Origin of the sequence: Streptomyces sp. NBC_00572 (genome assembly GCF_026341815.1) — a bacterium.
Lineage (GTDB): Bacteria > Actinomycetota > Actinomycetes > Streptomycetales > Streptomycetaceae > Streptomyces.
On sequence record NZ_JAPENX010000001.1, the window covers coordinates 3,665,431 to 3,681,683 of the forward strand.

15 protein-coding genes are annotated in these 16,253 nt (G+C 71.2%); 6 read left to right on the plus strand and 9 right to left on the minus strand.

The window, feature by feature from the left end:
* Positions 1 to 13 precede the first annotated feature (13 nt).
* From OG514_RS17170 to OG514_RS17185, 4 genes are all read right to left on the minus strand, one after another.
* Positions 14 to 868, minus strand: coding sequence for a carbohydrate ABC transporter permease (locus tag OG514_RS17170; protein ID WP_266895515.1), 855 nt, complete (start codon positions 866 to 868; stop codon positions 14 to 16).
* The gene (locus OG514_RS17175) at positions 865 to 1,809 is read right to left on the minus strand and encodes a carbohydrate ABC transporter permease (RefSeq protein WP_266895539.1); all 945 of its coding nucleotides are present in this window, start codon (positions 1,807 to 1,809) and stop codon (positions 865 to 867) included. The genes OG514_RS17170 and OG514_RS17175 overlap by 4 nt, the downstream gene beginning before the upstream one ends.
* Before the next feature lie 4 nt (positions 1,810 to 1,813).
* Positions 1,814 to 3,130 carry an ABC transporter substrate-binding protein gene (locus OG514_RS17180; protein WP_266895541.1) on the minus strand — a complete coding sequence of 439 codons (1,317 nt, stop codon included), beginning with the start codon at positions 3,128 to 3,130 and terminating at the stop codon, positions 1,814 to 1,816.
* A 108-nt stretch (positions 3,131 to 3,238) separates the two neighbouring features.
* Positions 3,239 to 4,336, minus strand: a complete 1,098-nt coding sequence (locus OG514_RS17185) for a substrate-binding domain-containing protein (protein ID WP_266895543.1) — start codon at positions 4,334 to 4,336, stop codon at positions 3,239 to 3,241.
* Between the two features lie 185 nt (positions 4,337 to 4,521).
* Between OG514_RS17185 and OG514_RS17190 the strand changes: the two genes are divergently transcribed.
* Positions 4,522 to 6,351 carry a DUF2264 domain-containing protein gene (locus tag OG514_RS17190; protein ID WP_266895545.1) on the plus strand — a complete coding sequence of 610 codons (1,830 nt, stop codon included), beginning with the start codon at positions 4,522 to 4,524 and terminating at the stop codon, positions 6,349 to 6,351.
* 5 nt (positions 6,352 to 6,356) lie between these two features.
* On the opposite strand, the gene OG514_RS17195 is transcribed toward OG514_RS17190, so the two are convergent.
* Together OG514_RS17195 and OG514_RS17200 are read right to left on the minus strand one after the other, a co-directional pair.
* Entirely contained in the window at positions 6,357 to 7,130 is a 774-nt protein-coding gene (locus tag OG514_RS17195; RefSeq protein ID WP_266895547.1) for an SDR family oxidoreductase, read from the minus strand.
* Between the two features lie 50 nt (positions 7,131 to 7,180).
* Positions 7,181 to 7,855 carry an MOSC domain-containing protein gene (locus tag OG514_RS17200; protein WP_266895549.1) on the minus strand — a complete coding sequence of 225 codons (675 nt, stop codon included), beginning with the start codon at positions 7,853 to 7,855 and terminating at the stop codon, positions 7,181 to 7,183.
* Positions 7,856 to 7,935: 80 nt separating this feature from the next.
* Here OG514_RS17200 and OG514_RS17205 point away from each other — a divergent pair, with 80 nt between their 5' ends.
* Positions 7,936 to 8,853: a LysR family transcriptional regulator gene (locus OG514_RS17205; protein ID WP_266895551.1), complete on the plus strand. Its 918-nt coding sequence runs from the start codon at positions 7,936 to 7,938 to the stop codon at positions 8,851 to 8,853.
* A gap of 111 nt (positions 8,854 to 8,964) precedes the next feature.
* Here OG514_RS17205 and OG514_RS39370 read toward each other — a convergent pair whose 3' ends face one another.
* The gene (locus tag OG514_RS39370) at positions 8,965 to 9,363 is read right to left on the minus strand and encodes a WhiB family transcriptional regulator (RefSeq protein WP_323181556.1); all 399 of its coding nucleotides are present in this window, start codon (positions 9,361 to 9,363) and stop codon (positions 8,965 to 8,967) included.
* 432 nt (positions 9,364 to 9,795) lie between these two features.
* On the opposite strand from OG514_RS39370, the gene OG514_RS17215 reads away from it, so the two are divergent.
* The 4 genes from OG514_RS17215 (at position 9,796) to OG514_RS17230 (ending at position 14,165) form a co-directional block, all read left to right on the plus strand.
* Positions 9,796 to 10,407 carry a response regulator transcription factor gene (locus OG514_RS17215; RefSeq protein WP_003948568.1) on the plus strand — a complete coding sequence of 204 codons (612 nt, stop codon included), beginning with the start codon at positions 9,796 to 9,798 and terminating at the stop codon, positions 10,405 to 10,407.
* 243 nt (positions 10,408 to 10,650) lie between these two features.
* Complete coding sequence (locus OG514_RS17220) at positions 10,651 to 11,253, plus strand: sigma-70 family RNA polymerase sigma factor (RefSeq protein WP_030211429.1); 603 nt, start codon at positions 10,651 to 10,653, stop codon at positions 11,251 to 11,253.
* Positions 11,254 to 11,431: 178 nt separating this feature from the next.
* Positions 11,432 to 12,934: an IMP dehydrogenase gene (gene guaB, locus OG514_RS17225; RefSeq protein ID WP_266895553.1), complete on the plus strand. Its 1,503-nt coding sequence runs from the start codon at positions 11,432 to 11,434 to the stop codon at positions 12,932 to 12,934.
* Between the two features lie 106 nt (positions 12,935 to 13,040).
* Positions 13,041 to 14,165, plus strand: coding sequence for a GuaB3 family IMP dehydrogenase-related protein (locus OG514_RS17230; RefSeq protein ID WP_266895555.1), 1,125 nt, complete (start codon positions 13,041 to 13,043; stop codon positions 14,163 to 14,165).
* Between the two features lie 71 nt (positions 14,166 to 14,236).
* On the opposite strand, the gene OG514_RS17235 is transcribed toward OG514_RS17230, so the two are convergent.
* Entirely contained in the window at positions 14,237 to 14,725 is a 489-nt protein-coding gene (locus OG514_RS17235; protein WP_266895557.1) for a hypothetical protein, read from the minus strand.
* Between the two features lie 115 nt (positions 14,726 to 14,840).
* Positions 14,841 to 16,082, minus strand: coding sequence for a nucleotide sugar dehydrogenase (locus OG514_RS17240; protein ID WP_266895559.1), 1,242 nt, complete (start codon positions 16,080 to 16,082; stop codon positions 14,841 to 14,843).
* Positions 16,083 to 16,253: the final 171 nt, after the last annotated feature.

The following is a 16,253-nucleotide window of genomic DNA, read 5'->3' on the forward strand; positions in this document are numbered from 1 at the left end:
GTACCTGAGCTCCTCACTTGACGCTGCCGGCCGTCAGACCGGCCTTCCAGTGGCGCTGGAGGGAGACGAAGGCGACGACGAGGGGGACGACGGCGAGCAGGGATCCGGTGACGACGAGGGGGTAGAAGTCGGGTTCGGCGTGGGCGTTGCTGTTCCACGCGTACAGGCCGAGGCTCAGCGGGTAGAGCTTCTGGTCCGACAGCATCACCAGGGGGAGGAAGAAGTTGTTCCAGACGGCGGTGAACTGGAAGAGGAAGACGGTCACGAAGCCGGGCATCACCATGCGCAGACCGATGGACCAGAAGACCCGCAGTTCGCCCGCTCCGTCGATACGGGCTGCCTCCAGGGCCTCGTCGGGGATGTAGCCGCCGCAGAAGACCCGGGACAGGTAGACGCCGAAGGGGTTGACGAGCACGGGGATCAGGACGGCCCAGTAGGTGTTGACGACGCCGACCTCGCTGGCCAGGAGGTACATCGGCAGGGCGAGCGCGGTAGTGGGGACGAGCACGCCCAGGAGGACGAGGCCGAAGAGCTTCTCCTTGCCCCGGAAGTCGTAGACGTGGAAGGCGTATCCGGCGGCGACGCTGACGAACGAGCAGGCGAGGGCGCCGAGTCCGGCGTAGAGCAGGCTGTTGGCGTACCAGTGGAAGTAGATGCCGTCGTTGTACTCGGCGAGCCGGGAGAGGTTGCCGCCGAGGTCGAAGCCCTCGAAGGAGAAGGCGTTTCCGGCGAGGAGACCGCCGGCGTCCTTGGTGGCGGCGGTCAGCAGCCAGACCAGTGGGAAGAGCATGTAGACGACGGCGAGGACGAGAGCGCCGTTGACGGCCGTCTTGGAGAGCCATCGGTTGGGGGTGCGGATGCCGCTCATGCCGTGCGCTCCTTCCGCGCGGTCGCGGGCTTCCGGGCCGGCGCGGGCTTCCGGGCCGCGCCCGCCTTGCGGCGGCCCGTCACCCGGGTCACCGCGAAGGAGAGCAGCGCCGCCGTCAGGGCGAGGAGTACGGACGCCGCCGCGGCGAGCCCGTAGTCGTTGCGGTCGAAGGCCGCGGTGTAGGCGTACATGTTCGGCGTCCAGGTGGAGGTGACGGCGGATCCGGTGCCCTTGTTGAGGATCAGCGGCTCGGTGAAGAGCTGGAGGGAGCCGATGATCGTGAAGAGGCCGACCATCGCGAGTGAGGCCTTGACCAGCGGGATCTTGACGGAGAACGCGATGCGCCAGGCGCCGGCCCCGTCGACGGTGGCCGCTTCGAGGACGGAGCGGTCGATGGCCTGGAGGGCCGCGTAGAAGATGACCATGTTGTAGCCGAGCCACTCCCACAGCGCGATGTTGACGACGGAGGGCAGGGCTCCTTCGGGGGAGAAGAAGTCGAAGCCGATGCCTCCGGCCTCCATGGCCTGGACGACCGGGCTGAGCTGGGGCGTGTAGAGGTAGACCCAGATCAGCGCGGCGATGATGCCGGGGACGGCGTGCGGCAGGAAGAGCGCGAGCTGGAAGAAGCGGCGGGCGCGGGCGAGTGCCGAGTCGAGCAGGAGGGCGAGGCCGAGGGCTCCGGCGAGCAGCAGCGGGATGTAGAGCAGGCAGTATCCGAGCAGGACGCCGAAGCCCTCGCGGAAGGCCCGGTCACCCAGCGCCGCGGTGTAGTTGTCGAGGCCGGTGAAGACGGTCTCGGTGCCGCCGAAGCCCAGTCCGGACTGCTTCTCGGTGAAGAGGCTGAGCCAGACCGCGTATCCGATCGGCACCACCATCACCGCGGTGAAGAGCAGGAAGAAGGGGGTCAGCAGGATCGTGGCGGCGCGGGTGCGGGCCTTCATCCGGTCAGCCCTCGACCTTCAGGCCGCGCTTGGTGAGTTCGGCGACGGTGGCGTCGTGGCCGGCCTTGACGGCGTCGGTGATGCCGGGGCCGCCCTGGGTGATCTTGCCGAAGTGGTCCTTGATGGTGGTGTTGGTGGTGCCGGTGGTCGGGCCCCAGGCCCAGTTCGGGCTGATGGAGGCACCCGCCGTCTCGAAGAGGGCGTAGATGTCCTGGCCGCCGTAGTAGCTCGCGTCGAAGGCCTTCTTGGCGACGGGGCGCAGCGCGGTGGCGGCGGGGAACGCGGAGGAGGTGCCGGAGGCGATGCGGGCCTTCACGCCGGCCTCGGTGGTGGACATCCACTCGGCGAAGGTGACGGCGGCGGCCTGCTGCTTGCTGTCCTTGGTCACGGCGAAGGAGGTGCCGCCGAGCATGCCGCTGGCGGGCTTGCCGTCCCAGCTGGGCATCGGGGCGACGCCCCACTTGCCGTCCTGCTCGGGCAGGGTGCCCTTGAGGACGCCCGCGCCCCAGGAGGCGCCGAGGTAGCCGATGGTGGTGCCGTTCTTGAGGGAGCCGGTCCACTCGGGGCTGAAGGAGGCGTTCTTGTGGACGAGTCCGGCGTCGAGGAGGCCCTGCCAGTAGGCGGCGACCTTGGTGGTGGCCGCGTCGGTGGTGTCGATCTTCCAGGTGTCGTTCTCGGCCTTGAACCACTGGGCGCCGGCCTGCCAGGCCATCGCCTCGAAGGTGGTGGGGTCGTCGGGGAAGAAGGTGCCGATACGGGCCTTGGCGTCGGCCTTCTTGACCTGCTCGGCGGCCTTCTTGAACTCGTCCCAGGTGGTGGGGACCTGGACCTTGTACTTCGCGAAGAGGTCCTTGCGGTAGAAGAAGGCCTGCGGGGCGGCGTCGAAGGGGACGGCCCAGGTCTTGCCGCCGAGGGTGGTGAGTTCGACGGTCTGCGGGAGGAGCTTGGCTCGGTCGGCCTCGGTGAACTCGCCGCCGATGTCCTGGAGGGCGCCGGAGCTGACGAACTCGGGGAGCGAGGAGTACTCGATGGAGACGAGGTCGGGGGCGTTGCCGGCCTTCACGGCGTTGGAGATCTTGGCGTAGCCGCCGGCGGTGCCGGAGGGGATCTCCTCGAACTTCACCTGGATGTCGGTGTGGGAGGCGTTGAAGGCGTCGACGACGTCCTTGGAGCCCTTGGCCCAGCCCCAGAAGGTGATGGTCACGGGCCCGTTCGGCTTGTTCGCGGTGTCGTCACCGCTGCCGCCGCAGGCCGTGAGTACGGCGAGGGCGGTGGCGGTGCCGGCTATGACACGGGACGTTCTGCTCCAACTACGGGTCACGGCACGACTCCTGAGGGCGGCGGCGGGGAGGTTGTGGCCGTGATCCTGTGACCGTTCATGACCGAAGTCAAGAGCGAAAGATTGATTGATCGAAAAAAGATCAGAAGGTTACGAGGTGTGCGCCCCGCACGACTCCCGCACCCGCAGCCTCGGCAGTAGCCCCAGATGACGTCGTGCCGCGTCCTCGTCCGGGCCCGCGTCCCGCTCGGCGAGTCGCTCCACGAGCAGTTCGGTGGCATGCCGCCCCACCTGCCGCTTGGGCGGCGCGACCGCCGTCAGCGGGGTGTCGGCGAGCGCCGCGACCTCGTCGTCGTACGCGATCAGGGCCAGGTCCTGCGGTACCCGGACGCCCAGCTCGGCCAGGCGCTGCACGATCTCGATCGCGTCCACGTCGTTGTGCACCAGGGCAGCGCTCGCCAGGCCGGAGGCGACCGCCTCGTGCAGCGCCCGTACCGCCCGCTCGAAGCCCTCCGGATCCGCCTCCGCCGGTACGGAGTCGATGACCGGGCGCGGCTCCGCCAGGCCCAGGGTGCCCAGCGCCTCGGCGTACCCGGCGCGCACCGCGAGCGCGGTGGGCGAGTCCCGGCGCGCCACGAGCAGTGGCGTCGCATGGCCGAGGGAGAGCAGATGGCGCAGGGCGAGCAGGACGCCGTGGCCGTGGTCGGAGGCGACCCGGTCGAGGCCGTCGAGGGGGCTGCCGGGTTCGGCCCGGCGCTCCAGGAGCACCGCCGGCACGGGGAGTTCGGCCAGCCAGTCCCCGTACGCCCGCTGGTCCTCGGGCCCGCGCCAGCCGGGTGCGACGAGCACGCCCTCGGCGCCGGCCGCGAGCAGCCCCTCGGTGCGGGCCCGGTCCTCCTCCGGCCGGTAGTCCGAGACGCGCAGGACGAGTCGGGCGCCGGCGCGGGCGGCGGCCTCGTGCGCGCCCCGGATGACCTCGGCGAAGTAGTACGTGGCGGAGGGCGCGAGCAGGCCGATGACCAGGCCCTCACCGGGACGTCCGGCGCCCTGGGCGCCCTGTCGCCGAGGCCAGGACACCTGGCCGTGCACCCGGTCGAGCAGGCCCCGGCCGGCCAGGAGTTCGACGTCCCGGCGGGCGGTGACGGGGGAGACCCCGAGCCGCTCGGCCAGCTCGGCGACGCGGGCGGTGCCGCGCTCGCGCACCAGGGCCAGCAGTCGGTCGTGTCGTTCGGCAGCACTCTCGCGCACGGCGCAGTTCCCCCTCGCGGTGGTGGTGGTTCCCCGACCTTAGTTCACACACGGCCCCGAATGATCGAACGGAAGAAAATTCGATCATTCGCTCCGAATCTCTTGACGTTCGATCGGAGCCTGTCCAGGATTCCCGGCGACGCAGTCGTCACCGCAGGGAGCCCCAGGAAGCCGCAGGGAGCATCATGCCCACGCCGCCCGAGAACCGTGAGCTCAGCCCGTACACCGGCTGGACCCGTGCCCACTGGGAGGCCACGGCCGACCGACTCCTTCTGGCCGTACGCCCGTTCGCCGGCCCCTGCCACGGACTGATCCACCTGCCGGGCCCCCGCCCCAGCTGGTCCGGAGCCCGCTCCGACGGCCTGGAGGGTTGGGCCCGCACCTTCCTCCTCGCGGCACTCAGGGTCGCGGGCGGGCGGGGAGCCGACCCGCACGACCACCTCTCCCGGTACGCCGAAGGCCTCGCCGCCGGGACCGCGAAGCCGGGACGTGCGGACGCGGACTCCTGGCCCCTCACCACCGACACCCGCCAGGCGATCGTCGAAGCCGCCTCCGTCGCCCTCGGCCTCCGCCTCACCCGCCCCTGGCTCTGGGACCGGCTCGACGACCGCACCCGCGAGCAGGTCGCCGACTGGCTCCGCCCCGCCCTCGGCCCGTCCCCCGTCGACAACAACTGGTGGCTCTTCGGCCTCACCGTCGCCGGCTTCCTCCAGGACGTGGGCGCCGACACCGACCGGGCCGCCGCCACCGTCGACCGCTCACTCGCCCGGATCGAGGACTGGTACCTCGGCGACGGCTGGTACAGCGACGGCGACAACCGCGCCTTCGACCACTACAACGCCTGGGCGCTGCACTTCTACCCCGTCCTCCACGCCCACCTCGCCGGCGACCGGGAGCTCCTCGACCGGTACGGGCCCCGCCTGCGCGCCCATCTCGACGACTACGTCCACCTCTTCGACGCCAACGGCGCCCCGCTCCCGTACGGGCGCTCCCTGATCTACCGCTTCGCCGCGGCGGCCGCACCCTGGCTCGGCACCCTCACCGGGCACACCCCTCTCACTCCCGGTGGCACCCGCCGCCTCGCCTCCGGAACCCTGAGGTACTTCCTCGACCGCGGCGCCACCGACCCGAACGGCCTCCTCACCCTCGGCTGGCACGGCCCGTACGCGCCCCTGGTCCAGGAGTACTCGGGACCCGGGTCCCCCTACTGGGCGTCCAAGGGCTTCCTCGGCCTCCTCCTGCCCGCGGACCACCCCGCCTGGACCGACCCCGAGGAACCGCTGCCGGCCGAACGCGCCGACACCGTCCGCCCCTTCGCCCCGGCCGGACTCCTCGCCCAGACCACCGCCGCCGACGGACTCGTACGCCTCCACAACCACGGCAGCAACCACGTACAGAGCGCCGAGGCGGCCGAGGACGACCCCGGCTACGCCCGCCACGCCTACTCGACCCGTACGGGACCCACCACCGGTCCGGCCCCCGCCGACAACCACTTCGCCCTGCTGACGGAAGACGGGAAGACCACCACCCGGGGCCCCGCCGTCCCGGCCGGTACCGGCCCCGGCTGGGCCGCCTCCTGGCACACCCCGTACCCCGGTGTACGGATCCTCTCCGCGACCCTCGCCCACGGTCGCGCCGAGGTCCGCGCCCATCTCGTCCTCGGTGCTCCGGAAGGGACCCCCGTACGGCAGACCGGCTGGGCCACCACTCCCGAGGGGCCGCACGCACAGCTCCACCCGGTCCACGGCTATCCGACGGACCGCGGAGCCACCGCACTCCCCACCGCACTCCCCACCGGGGAAACCCTGCAGGGCACCGACAGCCGCACCCTCGCCCTGCACGGCACGACGAGCGGCCCGGCCGCCCTCTTCGTCGCCCTCGCCTCGCTCACCGCCGAGCCCGCCCCGGCCCCCGTCACCGACCTCGCGGCCGTCCGGGTCGCCGGCCACACGCTCCACGTGACCTGGCGGAACGGAACCACCGCCGAACTGGACCTCGACGCGCGGGACCGGTGACCGCGCTACTTCGGCCCGTACTTGCGGCCCGCCTTGGAGGAGACCCCGCCGAGCAGGCCGCGCGGCGCCAGCTTCACCACACCCATGAGGGCCTTGTAGCGGGGGTCGGGGATCGACAGCGTCTTCCCCCGGTCCAGGTCCGCGATCGCCGCCGTCACCAACTTGTCCGCGTCGAGCCACATCCAGCCCGGGATGTTGTCCGTCCCCATCCCGGCCCGCTCGTGGAACTCGGTCCGTACGAAGCCGGGGCAGAGCGCCATCAGCCGGACCCCGCTGCCCGCCAGGTCCCGGGCCGCGCCCTGGGTGAACTGCACGACCCAGGCCTTCGACGCCCCGTACGTGCCGCGGGGCACGAAGGCCGCCACCGACGCGACGTTCACCACGGAGCCCCGGTGGCGCTCCTTCATCGAGGCGGCGGCGGCCGAGGTCAGCCGCAGCACCGCCTCGCAGTGCACCGTGAGCATCTTCAGCTCGTCGGCCATGGACACTTCGAGGAAGCGGCCCTTGTTGCCGAAGCCGGCGTTGTTCACGAGCATGTCCACCGGCTGCTTCGGGTCCGAGAGCCGGGCCTCGACGGCGGCGATGCCCTTCTCCTCGGCGAGGTCCGCCGCGAGCACCTCGGCCTCGATGCCGTGCCGGTCGTGCAGCTCGGTCGCCTGCTCCCGAAGCCGCTTCACGTCCCGTGCCACGAGCACGACGTCGTGGCCGTCGGCCGCGAGCCTCCGTGCGAAGGCGGCCCCGATGCCCGCGGTGGCGCCCGTAATCAGTGCAGTCGTCATACGGGCACGGTAGTGCCCCGCCGCGGACGCTCTTGTCCGCGTACCGGCGACTACGCGCGCGCGTACTTCTCCGTGTACTGGCGTGCGAGCGCGAGGAGTCCGGACTCCATCCACTCGGCGGCGGCCAAGGTGCGGGGCAGCAGGGTGCGTTCGGCGGTCGCGGCGCGGTGCAGCAGCGCGACGGTGATGTCGTGCTCGGGCCGGTGGACGACGGTGATCGGGTCTCCGGCGCGGATCTCGCCCGGCTCGATCACCCGCAGCAGCGCGCCGGGTCCGGCCTCCGACTGCGTGAACCGCCGGACCCAGCCCTTCTCCTCCACGAAGCCCGCGAAGGTACGGCAGGGGATGCGGCCGCCGGTGACTTCGAGGACGACCTCCTCGCCGATCCGCCACCGCTCGCCGATCAGGGCCCCGTTCACGTCCAGGCCGAGGGTGGTGAGGTTCTCGCCGAACGAGCCGTTGGCGAGCGGGCGGCCGAGCTCCCGCTCCCACCGGTCCAGGTCCTCACGGGCGAAGGCGTACGCGGCCCGGTCGTTGCCGCCGTGGAAGCGCAGGTCGCAGACCGTGTCCCCGGCGAGCCCGCTCGTCCCGACACCGGGCGCCCCCGGCGCCTCGATCCGCACGGGCCCGTCGACGGGTCGCTTGTCGATGGCGGTGAGGCCGGAGGCGGCGTCGGTGTAGTCCACAGCCTTGGCGCGGCCCACGTTCACACTGAGCAAGGTCATGTGGGTACTTTACGGGCACCGTCTCAAAGTCGTGAGCGAATATTCAGCGCACCACCCAAGACTCGCTTATGATGGAGTCCATGATCGAGGCACGTCATCTCCGCGTCCTGCGCGCTGTCGCCGCCACCGGCTCCTTCTCGGCCGCCGCGCGCGAACTCGGCTGCACCCAGCCCGCCGTCAGCCAGCAGATGAAGGCGCTCGAAGCCTCCGCCGGCACGCCGCTGCTGATCCGTACGGCCCGCGAGATGCGCCTCACCCAGGCCGGTGAGGTCCTGGTCCGCCACGCCTCCGGCATCCTCGCCGGGCTCACCGCCGCGGAGGAGGAGGTCGCCGCGATCGCCGGGCTCCGTGCGGGCCGGGTCCGCCTGGTCTCCTTCCCCAGCGGCAGCTCCACCCTGGTCCCCACCGCGCTCGCCGCGCTGCGGGCCGCGCACCCCGGCACCCGCGTCTCGCTCGTCGAGGCCGAACCGCCGCGCTCGATCGAGATGCTCCGCGGGGGCGACTGCGACGTGGCCCTCGCCTTCCGCTACGGAGCGGGGCAGACCGGCCGACAGGCTGACGGGCAGGCCGAGTGGGACGACCTGGTCGTCCGGCCGATCCTCGCCGACCGTCTGGTGGGCCTCGTCCCCGAGGGCCACCGGCTCGCCGGGGCCGCGTCCGTCGGCATCGCCGAACTCGCCGACGAGTCCTGGATCGCGGGCTGCCCGCGCTGCCGCCGTCAGCTCGTGGACGTGTGCGAGGAGGCGGGATTCACCCCCCGCATCGACTTCGCCACCGACGACTACCCGGCCGTGGTGGGCCTGGTCGGCGCCGGTCTCGGCGTGGCCGTCCTGCCGGAGCTGGCCATCGAGTCCGTACGGCCCAAGGGTGCGCGGACCGTGGCCGTGGAGCCGGCCGTGGAGCGGGAGATCGTGGCCCTGACGCTGCCCGACCTGGCGCAGGTCCCGGCCGTCGCCGCCACGCTCGACGAACTGACCCGGGCCGCCACGCGCGCGTAGGTGTCGCGACACGCGCGTGGGCGCGGCTCCGGTCCTCCGTGCTCCTGGCCCTCCGTGTTCCTGGTCGTCCGTGCTGCTCCGTTGGGGCTGCTTAGTTGAGGAAACGTTCCTTCACATGCGCTCCACAATCGGTCGGCCGGCTGCCGACGCCGCTGTCGTCATGGATGTCACGGAAGCCGCGGACGCGACCGATGCAACCGGCGTCGCCGTCGGTGCTGCTGCGATCAGGCGATTGCGCGCGCGTCCCATGAGCTCTTCGCGTTCGTCCTCGGTGAGGCCGCCCCATACGCCGTAGGGCTCCCGCACGGCGAGTGCGTGTGCCGCGCACTCCGCGCGTACCGGGCACCGCATGCAGACCTCTTTCGCCGAGTTCTCACGCGCACTCCGTGCCGCGCCGCGCTCTCCCTCGGGGTGGAAGAACAGGGAGCTGTCGACTCCGCGGCAGGCCGCGAGCAGTTGCCAGTCCCACAGATCGGCGTTGGGTCCGGGAAGGCGGGAGAAATCTGCCATTGCGCTTGTCCCCTTGAAACCGTGTCGAACGGATAGGTGGGCGGGTGGATGGCTGATGGCCGGGGCTCCTCGGGCCCCGATGGGTCCGGGTCGTACACCTACTGTCTAAGTAGATGTAAATATGACTCATTGCGAATCTAGCCACAGACACTGCGAAAAGGGAAGAAAACCCGCTAAATGGGGCATAGCTTTCGATGATGGGCAGAAGGGCCGCGTCGCTCTCCTCCGCGTACGTCCCCTCACGTAGAGTGCCGAACGCCGCCGTCCGACCCGTAACTCTTTCGAGTGACCGTCGTTGAGAGTGCGGAGGCGGTTGAAGGAACAAGCGATCGGGCAGGTGTCCGAGAGCGTCAATCGCACAGGTGACGATTACGTACAGCCCTGGAGGCTCAAGGTGACGCGCTACAGCTGCGAGAGTCGCGGAGGTCAGGCATGACATCCGTTCTCGTCTGCGACGACTCCCCGCTTGCCCGAGAGGCGCTCCGCCGCGCGGTCGCGACCGTGCCCGGCGTCGAGCGCGTGACCACCGCGGCCAACGGCGAGGAAGTCCTCCGCCGCTGGGGCGCGGACCGCTCGGACCTGATTCTGATGGACGTACGCATGCCCGGTCTGGGCGGCGTGGAGACCGTCCGCCGGCTGCTCTCCGCGGACCCCGGCGCCCGCATCATCATGCTCACGGTCGCCGAGGACCTCGACGGCGTCGCCCTCGCGGTCGCCGCGGGTGCCCGTGGCTATCTGCACAAGGACGCCTCGCGCGCCGAACTGCGGGCCACCGTCACCCAGGCGCTGGCCGACCCGACCTGGCGGCTCGCTCCGCGTCGGCTCCGTTCGGCCGAGATGGGCGCCGCGCCCACCCTCACCGCGCGCGAGATCCAGGTCCTCGAAGGCATGAGCCACGGCCGGTCCAACGCGGAGATCGGGCGCGAGCTCTTCCTCTCCGAGGACACCGTCAAGACCCACGCCCGGCGTCTCTTCAAGAAGCTGGGCGCCTCGGACCGGGCGCATGCCGTCGCCCTCGGATTCCGCTGGGGCCTGGTCCGCTGAATCGCAGGTCACCGGCCGCATCCCCGTCCTCGCCCGCGTCCGTCGTGGGGTGGACGGGGTGGGCTTGTGTCACTTCCCCGCGGAATGCCGCATCCTTGAGGTGTGGAGTTCCTCGGGGACGAGTCGATCGAGCGGGAGGGGAGGGCGCGGGAGATGAGTACCGGCGCACCTGCTCATAACGCTTCGGTGCACAACTACGGACGCGGTGCCACGAACGCGGAAGCGTCGGGGCACCATGGAGCGATGCGCGACGACGAGACCGTGGGTTCCCCCATGCCTGCCGGGCAGGGGGAGATCGGCGCGCTCGTCCATCGTGCGGTCGACGGCGACGCCCAGGCGACGCACGACCTGCTCGCACGGGTGCACCCGCTCGCGCTGCGGTACTGCCGCACCCGCCTCAACCGGCTGCCGGGCGACGCCCGGCACTTCGTCGAGGACCTGGCCCAGGAGGTCTGTGTCGCCGTCCTGATGGCGCTGCCACGCTACAAGGACACGGGCAGGCCCTTCGAGGCCTTCGTCTTCGCCATCGCCGGGCACAAGGTCGCCGACCTCCAGCGGGCCGCCATGCGGCACCCGGGGTCGACGGCCGTTCCCTCCGACGAGATGCCCGAGCGGCCCGACGACTCCCTCGGCCCCGAGGAGCGCGCGCTCCTCAGCGACGACGCCGAGTGGGCCAAGAAGCTGCTCGCCAATCTCCCGGAGAACCAGCGTGAACTGCTCGTGCTCCGCGTGGCGGTCGGACTGACCGCCGAGGAGACCGGGCAGATGCTCGGCATGTCCCCGGGGGCCGTCCGGGTCGCGCAGCATCGCGCGCTCAGTCGGCTCAGGGCGCTCGCGGAGCAGTGATCCGAGGCGAGTCCGGCCGGGAAGTGGCCGGGCCGTAAGTGTTGCCGGGGCCTTTCGGCCCTTTCGTACACGTGCGAACGTCCAAAGCTTGCGGCTGATCTTGATCGTGGAATGAGACACCGCTTCGGCCCGTTAGCATGGACATCCGCACCGATCAAGACCATTTGGGGAAGGTGTCATGACTGCAAACGTCGACGGAGTGCCCGAGAAATTCGCGACACTCGGGCTGACCTACGACGACGTGCTGCTGCTGCCGGGCGCGTCGGACATGGCGCCCGACCAGATCGACACCGCCTCGTACATCTCGAAGAACGTGCGGGTGAACATCCCGCTGCTCTCCGCCGCGATGGACAAGGTCACCGAGTCCCGCATGGCGATCGCCATGGCGCGACAGGGTGGTGTCGGTGTCCTGCACCGCAACCTCTCGATCGCCGACCAGGCCAACCAGGTCGACCTGGTGAAGCGCTCCGAGTCCGGCATGGTCACCGACCCGATCACGGTCCACCCGGACGCGACGCTCGGCGAGGCCGACGCGATCTGCGCGAAGTTCCGCATCAGCGGCGTCCCGGTCACCGACCAGGGCGGCAAGCTCCTCGGCATCGTCACCAACCGCGACATGGCCTTCGAGTCGGACCGCAGCCGCCAGGTGCGCGAGGTCATGACCCCGATGCCGCTGGTCACCGGCAAGGTCGGCATCTCCGGTGTGGACGCGATGGAGCTGCTCCGCCGCCACAAGATCGAGAAGCTGCCGCTGGTCGACGACGCGGGCATCCTCAAGGGCCTCATCACGGTCAAGGACTTCGTCAAGGCCGAGAAGTACCCGAACGCCGCCAAGGACAAGGAAGGCCGCCTGCTCGTCGGCGCGGCCGTCGGTGTCGCCGGTGACGCGTACGAGCGTGCCCAGGCCCTGATCGAGGCGGGCGTCGACTTCATCGTCGTCGACACCGCCCACGGCCACTCCCGGCTGGTCGGCGACATGGTCGCCAAGATCAAGTCGAACTCCTCCGTCGACGTCATCGGCGGCAACATCGCCACCCGCGACGGCGCCCAGGCGCTCATCGACGCCGGTGTCGACGGCATCAAGGTCGGCGTCGGTCCCGGCTCCATCTGCACCACCCGCGTCGTCGCCGGCATCGGCGTCCCGCAGGTCACCGCGATCTACGAGGCCTCCCTCGCCGCCAAGGCGGCCGGAGTCCCGGTCATCGGCGACGGTGGCCTGCAGTACTCCGGCGACATCGCCAAGGCCCTCGTGGCCGGTGCCGACACCGTGATGCTCGGTTCGCTGCTCGCGGGCTGCGAGGAGTCCCCGGGCGAGCTGCTCTTCATCAACGGCAAGCAGTTCAAGTCGTACCGCGGCATGGGCTCGCTCGGTGCCATGCAGACCCGCGGCGATCAGCGCTCCTTCTCCAAGGACCGCTACTTCCAGGAGGGCGTGGCCTCCGACGAGAAGCTCGTGCCCGAAGGCATCGAGGGTCAGGTGCCCTACCGCGGCCCGCTCTCGGCCGTCGTCCACCAGCTGGTGGGCGGCCTGCGCCAGTCGATGTTCTACGTCGGCGGCCGCACGGTTCCGGAGCTTCAGGCACACGGCCGGTTCGTCCGGATCACCTCGGCGGGCCTCAAGGAGAGCCACCCGCACGACATCCAGATGACGGTCGAGGCGCCGAACTACAGCAGGAAGTAACACAGCGCGACGCGTGGGGGCGGTTCCGGCATGTGGCCGGAGCCGCCCCTCACGCTTGTGTCGGGGATACTGGTAGGCGCAGACGTAGAGGGAAAGGCCACACATCGTGACTGAGATCGAGATCGGGCGCGGCAAGCGCGGCCGCAGGGCGTACGCGTTCGACGACATCGCCGTCGTTCCGAGCCGGCGCACCCGGGACCCGAAGGAGGTCTCGATCGCCTGGCAGATCGACGCCTACCGGTTCGAGCTTCCGTTCCTGGCCGCCCCGATGGACTCGGTCGTCTCGCCGCAGACCGCCATCCGCATCGGCGAGCTGGGCGGCCTGGGAGTTCTGAACCTGGAGGGTCTCTGGACCCGGTACGAGGACCCGCAGCCGCTGCTCGACGAGATCGCCGAGCTGGACGAGGCGACCGCGACCCGCCGTCTGCAGGAGATCTACGCGGCCCCGATCAAGGAAGAACTGATCGGGCAGCGCATCAAGGAGGTGCGCGACTCCGGTGTCGTCACCGCCGCCGCGCTCTCCCCGCAGCGCACCGCGCAGTTCTCCAAGGCGGTCGTCGACGCCGGCGTGGACATCTTCGTCATCCGCGGTACGACGGTCTCCGCCGAGCACGTCTCGGGCGCGTCCGAGCCGCTGAACCTGAAGCAGTTCATCTACGAGCTCGACGTCCCGGTCATCGTCGGCGGCTGCGCCACGTACACCGCGGCCCTGCACCTGATGCGCACCGGCGCCGCGGGTGTCCTCGTCGGCTTCGGCGGCGGCGCGGCGCACACCACGCGCAACGTCCTCGGCATCCAGGTCCCGATGGCGACCGCGGTCGCCGACGTGGCCGCGGCCCGCCGCGACTACATGGACGAGTCCGGCGGCCGGTACGTGCACGTCATCGCCGACGGCGGTGTCGGCTGGTCCGGCGACCTGCCGAAGGCGATCGCCTGCGGCGCCGACTCGGTGATGATCGGCTCCCCCCTGGCCCGTGCCACGGACGCGCCCGGCAAGGGCCACCACTGGGGCATGGAGGCCGTCCACGAGGACGTGCCGCGCGGCAAGCTGGTCGACCTGGGCATCGTCGGCACCACCGAGGAGATCCTCGCGGGCCCGTCGCACACCCCGGACGGCTCGATGAACTTCTTCGGCGCCCTGCGCCGCGCGATGGCCACGACCGGCTACAGCGAGCTCAAGGAGTTCCAGCGCGTCGAGGTCACGGTCGCGGACTCCCAGCACAAGCGCTGACGTCCGACCGTTCCGTACGCGAAGGGGCCCCGCACCGGGTGGTGCGGGGCCCCATCGCGTACGGACGACGGTTACGCGGCCTTCTTGGCGCCGGAGAACGCGGCGAAGGCGGCGATGCCGAAGAACAGGAACGTCAGCCCGTCCTTGGTGGCGTTCCACCCCTCGGTGAGCAGGCCGAACTCCTGGAAGATGAGCTCCGTCGCGGAGACGTCCAGCTCCTTGGAGAGCAGGATCGCGATGCCCAGGAGCTGGCCGAGGTAGACCGCGCCCAGGGCGAGCACCGCGCTCGCGATCGGCAGGACGGGGTTGCGGCCGCCGACCTTGCCGGCGGCGAAACCGGTGAGGAAGCCGACGCCGACGGCGGCCCAGCCGATCTCGCGCTCGACGCCGCCGATGACGGCGCCGTACACACCGGCCGAGACCAGTGCGGCGACGAGCGCCGCGACCAGGCCGAGGGCGACGTTGTCGCGGGCGGGCGCCGGCGGCGGCGCGACCGGGTACTGCTCGGGCGCGGCGCCCCCGGCGAACGGGTTGCCGGGCGGCGGAACGGGCTGGCTCATGGTGCGGATCCCCCCAGGGACGGAAGTAGCACGCGCGTGCGTGCATACGAGAGGCCCGGAGATTAGCACCCCTCTATGACAGGGGCACAACAGTTATGCCCGGTGGCCGTGCAGGTCAAAGGCGGTGGGCCGTGCCCGTGGGGGTGGCGCCCCGGGTGTCGAGGAGGAGCTGGGCCTTGACCGCGAGGCCCTGGAGGTCGTAGGTGCGGTGGTGCTGGAGCAGGACCGTCAGGTCGGCGTGGGCGGCGGCCTCGTAGAGGGAGTCCGCGCGGGGGACGGGGAGTTCGCGGACGCGCCAGTCGGGGACGTGCGGGTCGTGGTAGCTGACGGCCGCGCCGAGGTCCATCAGACGGCATGCGATCTCGTCGGCGGGGGAGCCCTGACGGTCGGGCAGGTCGGGCTTGTACGTGATGCCCAGGAGCAGGATCCGGGCGCCGCGGGCCGACTTGCCGTGTTCGTTGAGGAGGGTGGCGGCGCGCTGGACGACGTACTGCGGCATGCGTTCGTTGACCTGGCCGGCGAGTTCGACGAGACGGAGCGGGCGGTGGGCGCCGACGGTGTCGACGGGGACGCCGTGGCCGCCGACCCCCGGTCCCGGGCGGAAGGCCTGGAAGCCGAAAGGCTTGGTCTCGGCGCAGCGGATGACGTCCCACAGGTCGACGCCGAGTTCGTGGCAGAGCACCGCCATCTCGTTGACCAGGGCGATGTTGACGTGCCGGAAGTTGGTCTCCAGGAGCTTGACCGTCTCCGCCTCGCGGGGGCCACGCGCGCGTACCACCTTGTCGGTGAGCCGGCCGTAGAAGGCGGCCGCCGCCTCGGTGCAGGCCGGGGTGAGACCGCCGATGACCTTGGGGGTGCCGGCGAAGCCGTGGGTGCGGCTGCCGGGGTCGAGGCGGCCGGGGGAGTACGCGAGGTGGAAGTCGCGTCCGGCGCGCAGGCCCGAGCCCGCTTCGAGGAGGTCGCGGAGCAGGCCCTCGGTGGTGCCCGGGGGGACCGGGGACTCCAGGAGGACGGTGGTGTGCGGGCGCAGCCGGGCGGAGAGCGCGCATGCGGCGTCGGTCACGGCGGTGAGGTCGAGGGAGCCCTCCGGACCGAGGGGGGTCGGGGCGCACAGGACGGCGGTGCGGACCCGGCCGAGCTCGGCCGGGTTGGCGGTCGGCCGGAAGCCCCCCGAGAGCATCCGGCGGATCTCCGGGACGGTGAGGGAGCCGTCGACCGGGGAGCGGCCGGCGGCGAGTTCGGCGACGGGGCGGGGGTCGGTGTCGTAGCCGATGGTGTCGATGCCTGCGGCGGTGGCGGCCTGGGCCAGGGGGAGTCCGTGGTGGCCGAGGCCGATGACGGCGAGATCAGCGGGCATGGAGGGTGGGCCGTCCTTCCCAGTAGCCGGAGGGAACGCGACGCGCAAGCCCGGTGGACAGAACGGGTCGGGCGCAATGTCAGACTAGGCGTAAATATGACCGATATGCCGCATTGTGGGGCTGCAGGTCGCCGAGTGTTATCCACAGGTCGGTGGCGAGGCGGTGGCTGA

What these genes read in the sequence shown, in the direction of transcription:
- OG514_RS17170 (WP_266895515.1), bottom strand. Translation starts at nt 868, where the DNA reads ATGAGCGGCATCCGCACCCCCAACCGATGGCTCTCCAAGACGGCCGTC.
- OG514_RS17215 (WP_003948568.1), top strand. Translation starts at nt 9,796, where the DNA reads ATGACATCCGTTCTCGTCTGCGACGACTCCCCGCTTGCCCGAGAGGCG.
- OG514_RS39370 (WP_323181556.1), bottom strand. Translation starts at nt 9,363, where the DNA reads ATGGCAGATTTCTCCCGCCTTCCCGGACCCAACGCCGATCTGTGGGAC.
- OG514_RS17195 (WP_266895547.1), bottom strand. Translation starts at nt 7,130, where the DNA reads ATGACGACTGCACTGATTACGGGCGCCACCGCGGGCATCGGGGCCGCC.
- OG514_RS17235 (WP_266895557.1), bottom strand. Translation starts at nt 14,725, where the DNA reads ATGAGCCAGCCCGTTCCGCCGCCCGGCAACCCGTTCGCCGGGGGCGCC.
- OG514_RS17240 (WP_266895559.1), bottom strand. Translation starts at nt 16,082, where the DNA reads ATGCCCGCTGATCTCGCCGTCATCGGCCTCGGCCACCACGGACTCCCC.
- OG514_RS17190 (WP_266895545.1), top strand. Translation starts at nt 4,522, where the DNA reads ATGCCCACGCCGCCCGAGAACCGTGAGCTCAGCCCGTACACCGGCTGG.
- OG514_RS17205 (WP_266895551.1), top strand. Translation starts at nt 7,936, where the DNA reads ATGATCGAGGCACGTCATCTCCGCGTCCTGCGCGCTGTCGCCGCCACC.
- guaB (WP_266895553.1), top strand. Translation starts at nt 11,432, where the DNA reads ATGACTGCAAACGTCGACGGAGTGCCCGAGAAATTCGCGACACTCGGG.
- OG514_RS17200 (WP_266895549.1), bottom strand. Translation starts at nt 7,855, where the DNA reads ATGACCTTGCTCAGTGTGAACGTGGGCCGCGCCAAGGCTGTGGACTAC.
- OG514_RS17220 (WP_030211429.1), top strand. Translation starts at nt 10,651, where the DNA reads ATGCGCGACGACGAGACCGTGGGTTCCCCCATGCCTGCCGGGCAGGGG.
- OG514_RS17175 (WP_266895539.1), bottom strand. Translation starts at nt 1,809, where the DNA reads ATGAAGGCCCGCACCCGCGCCGCCACGATCCTGCTGACCCCCTTCTTC.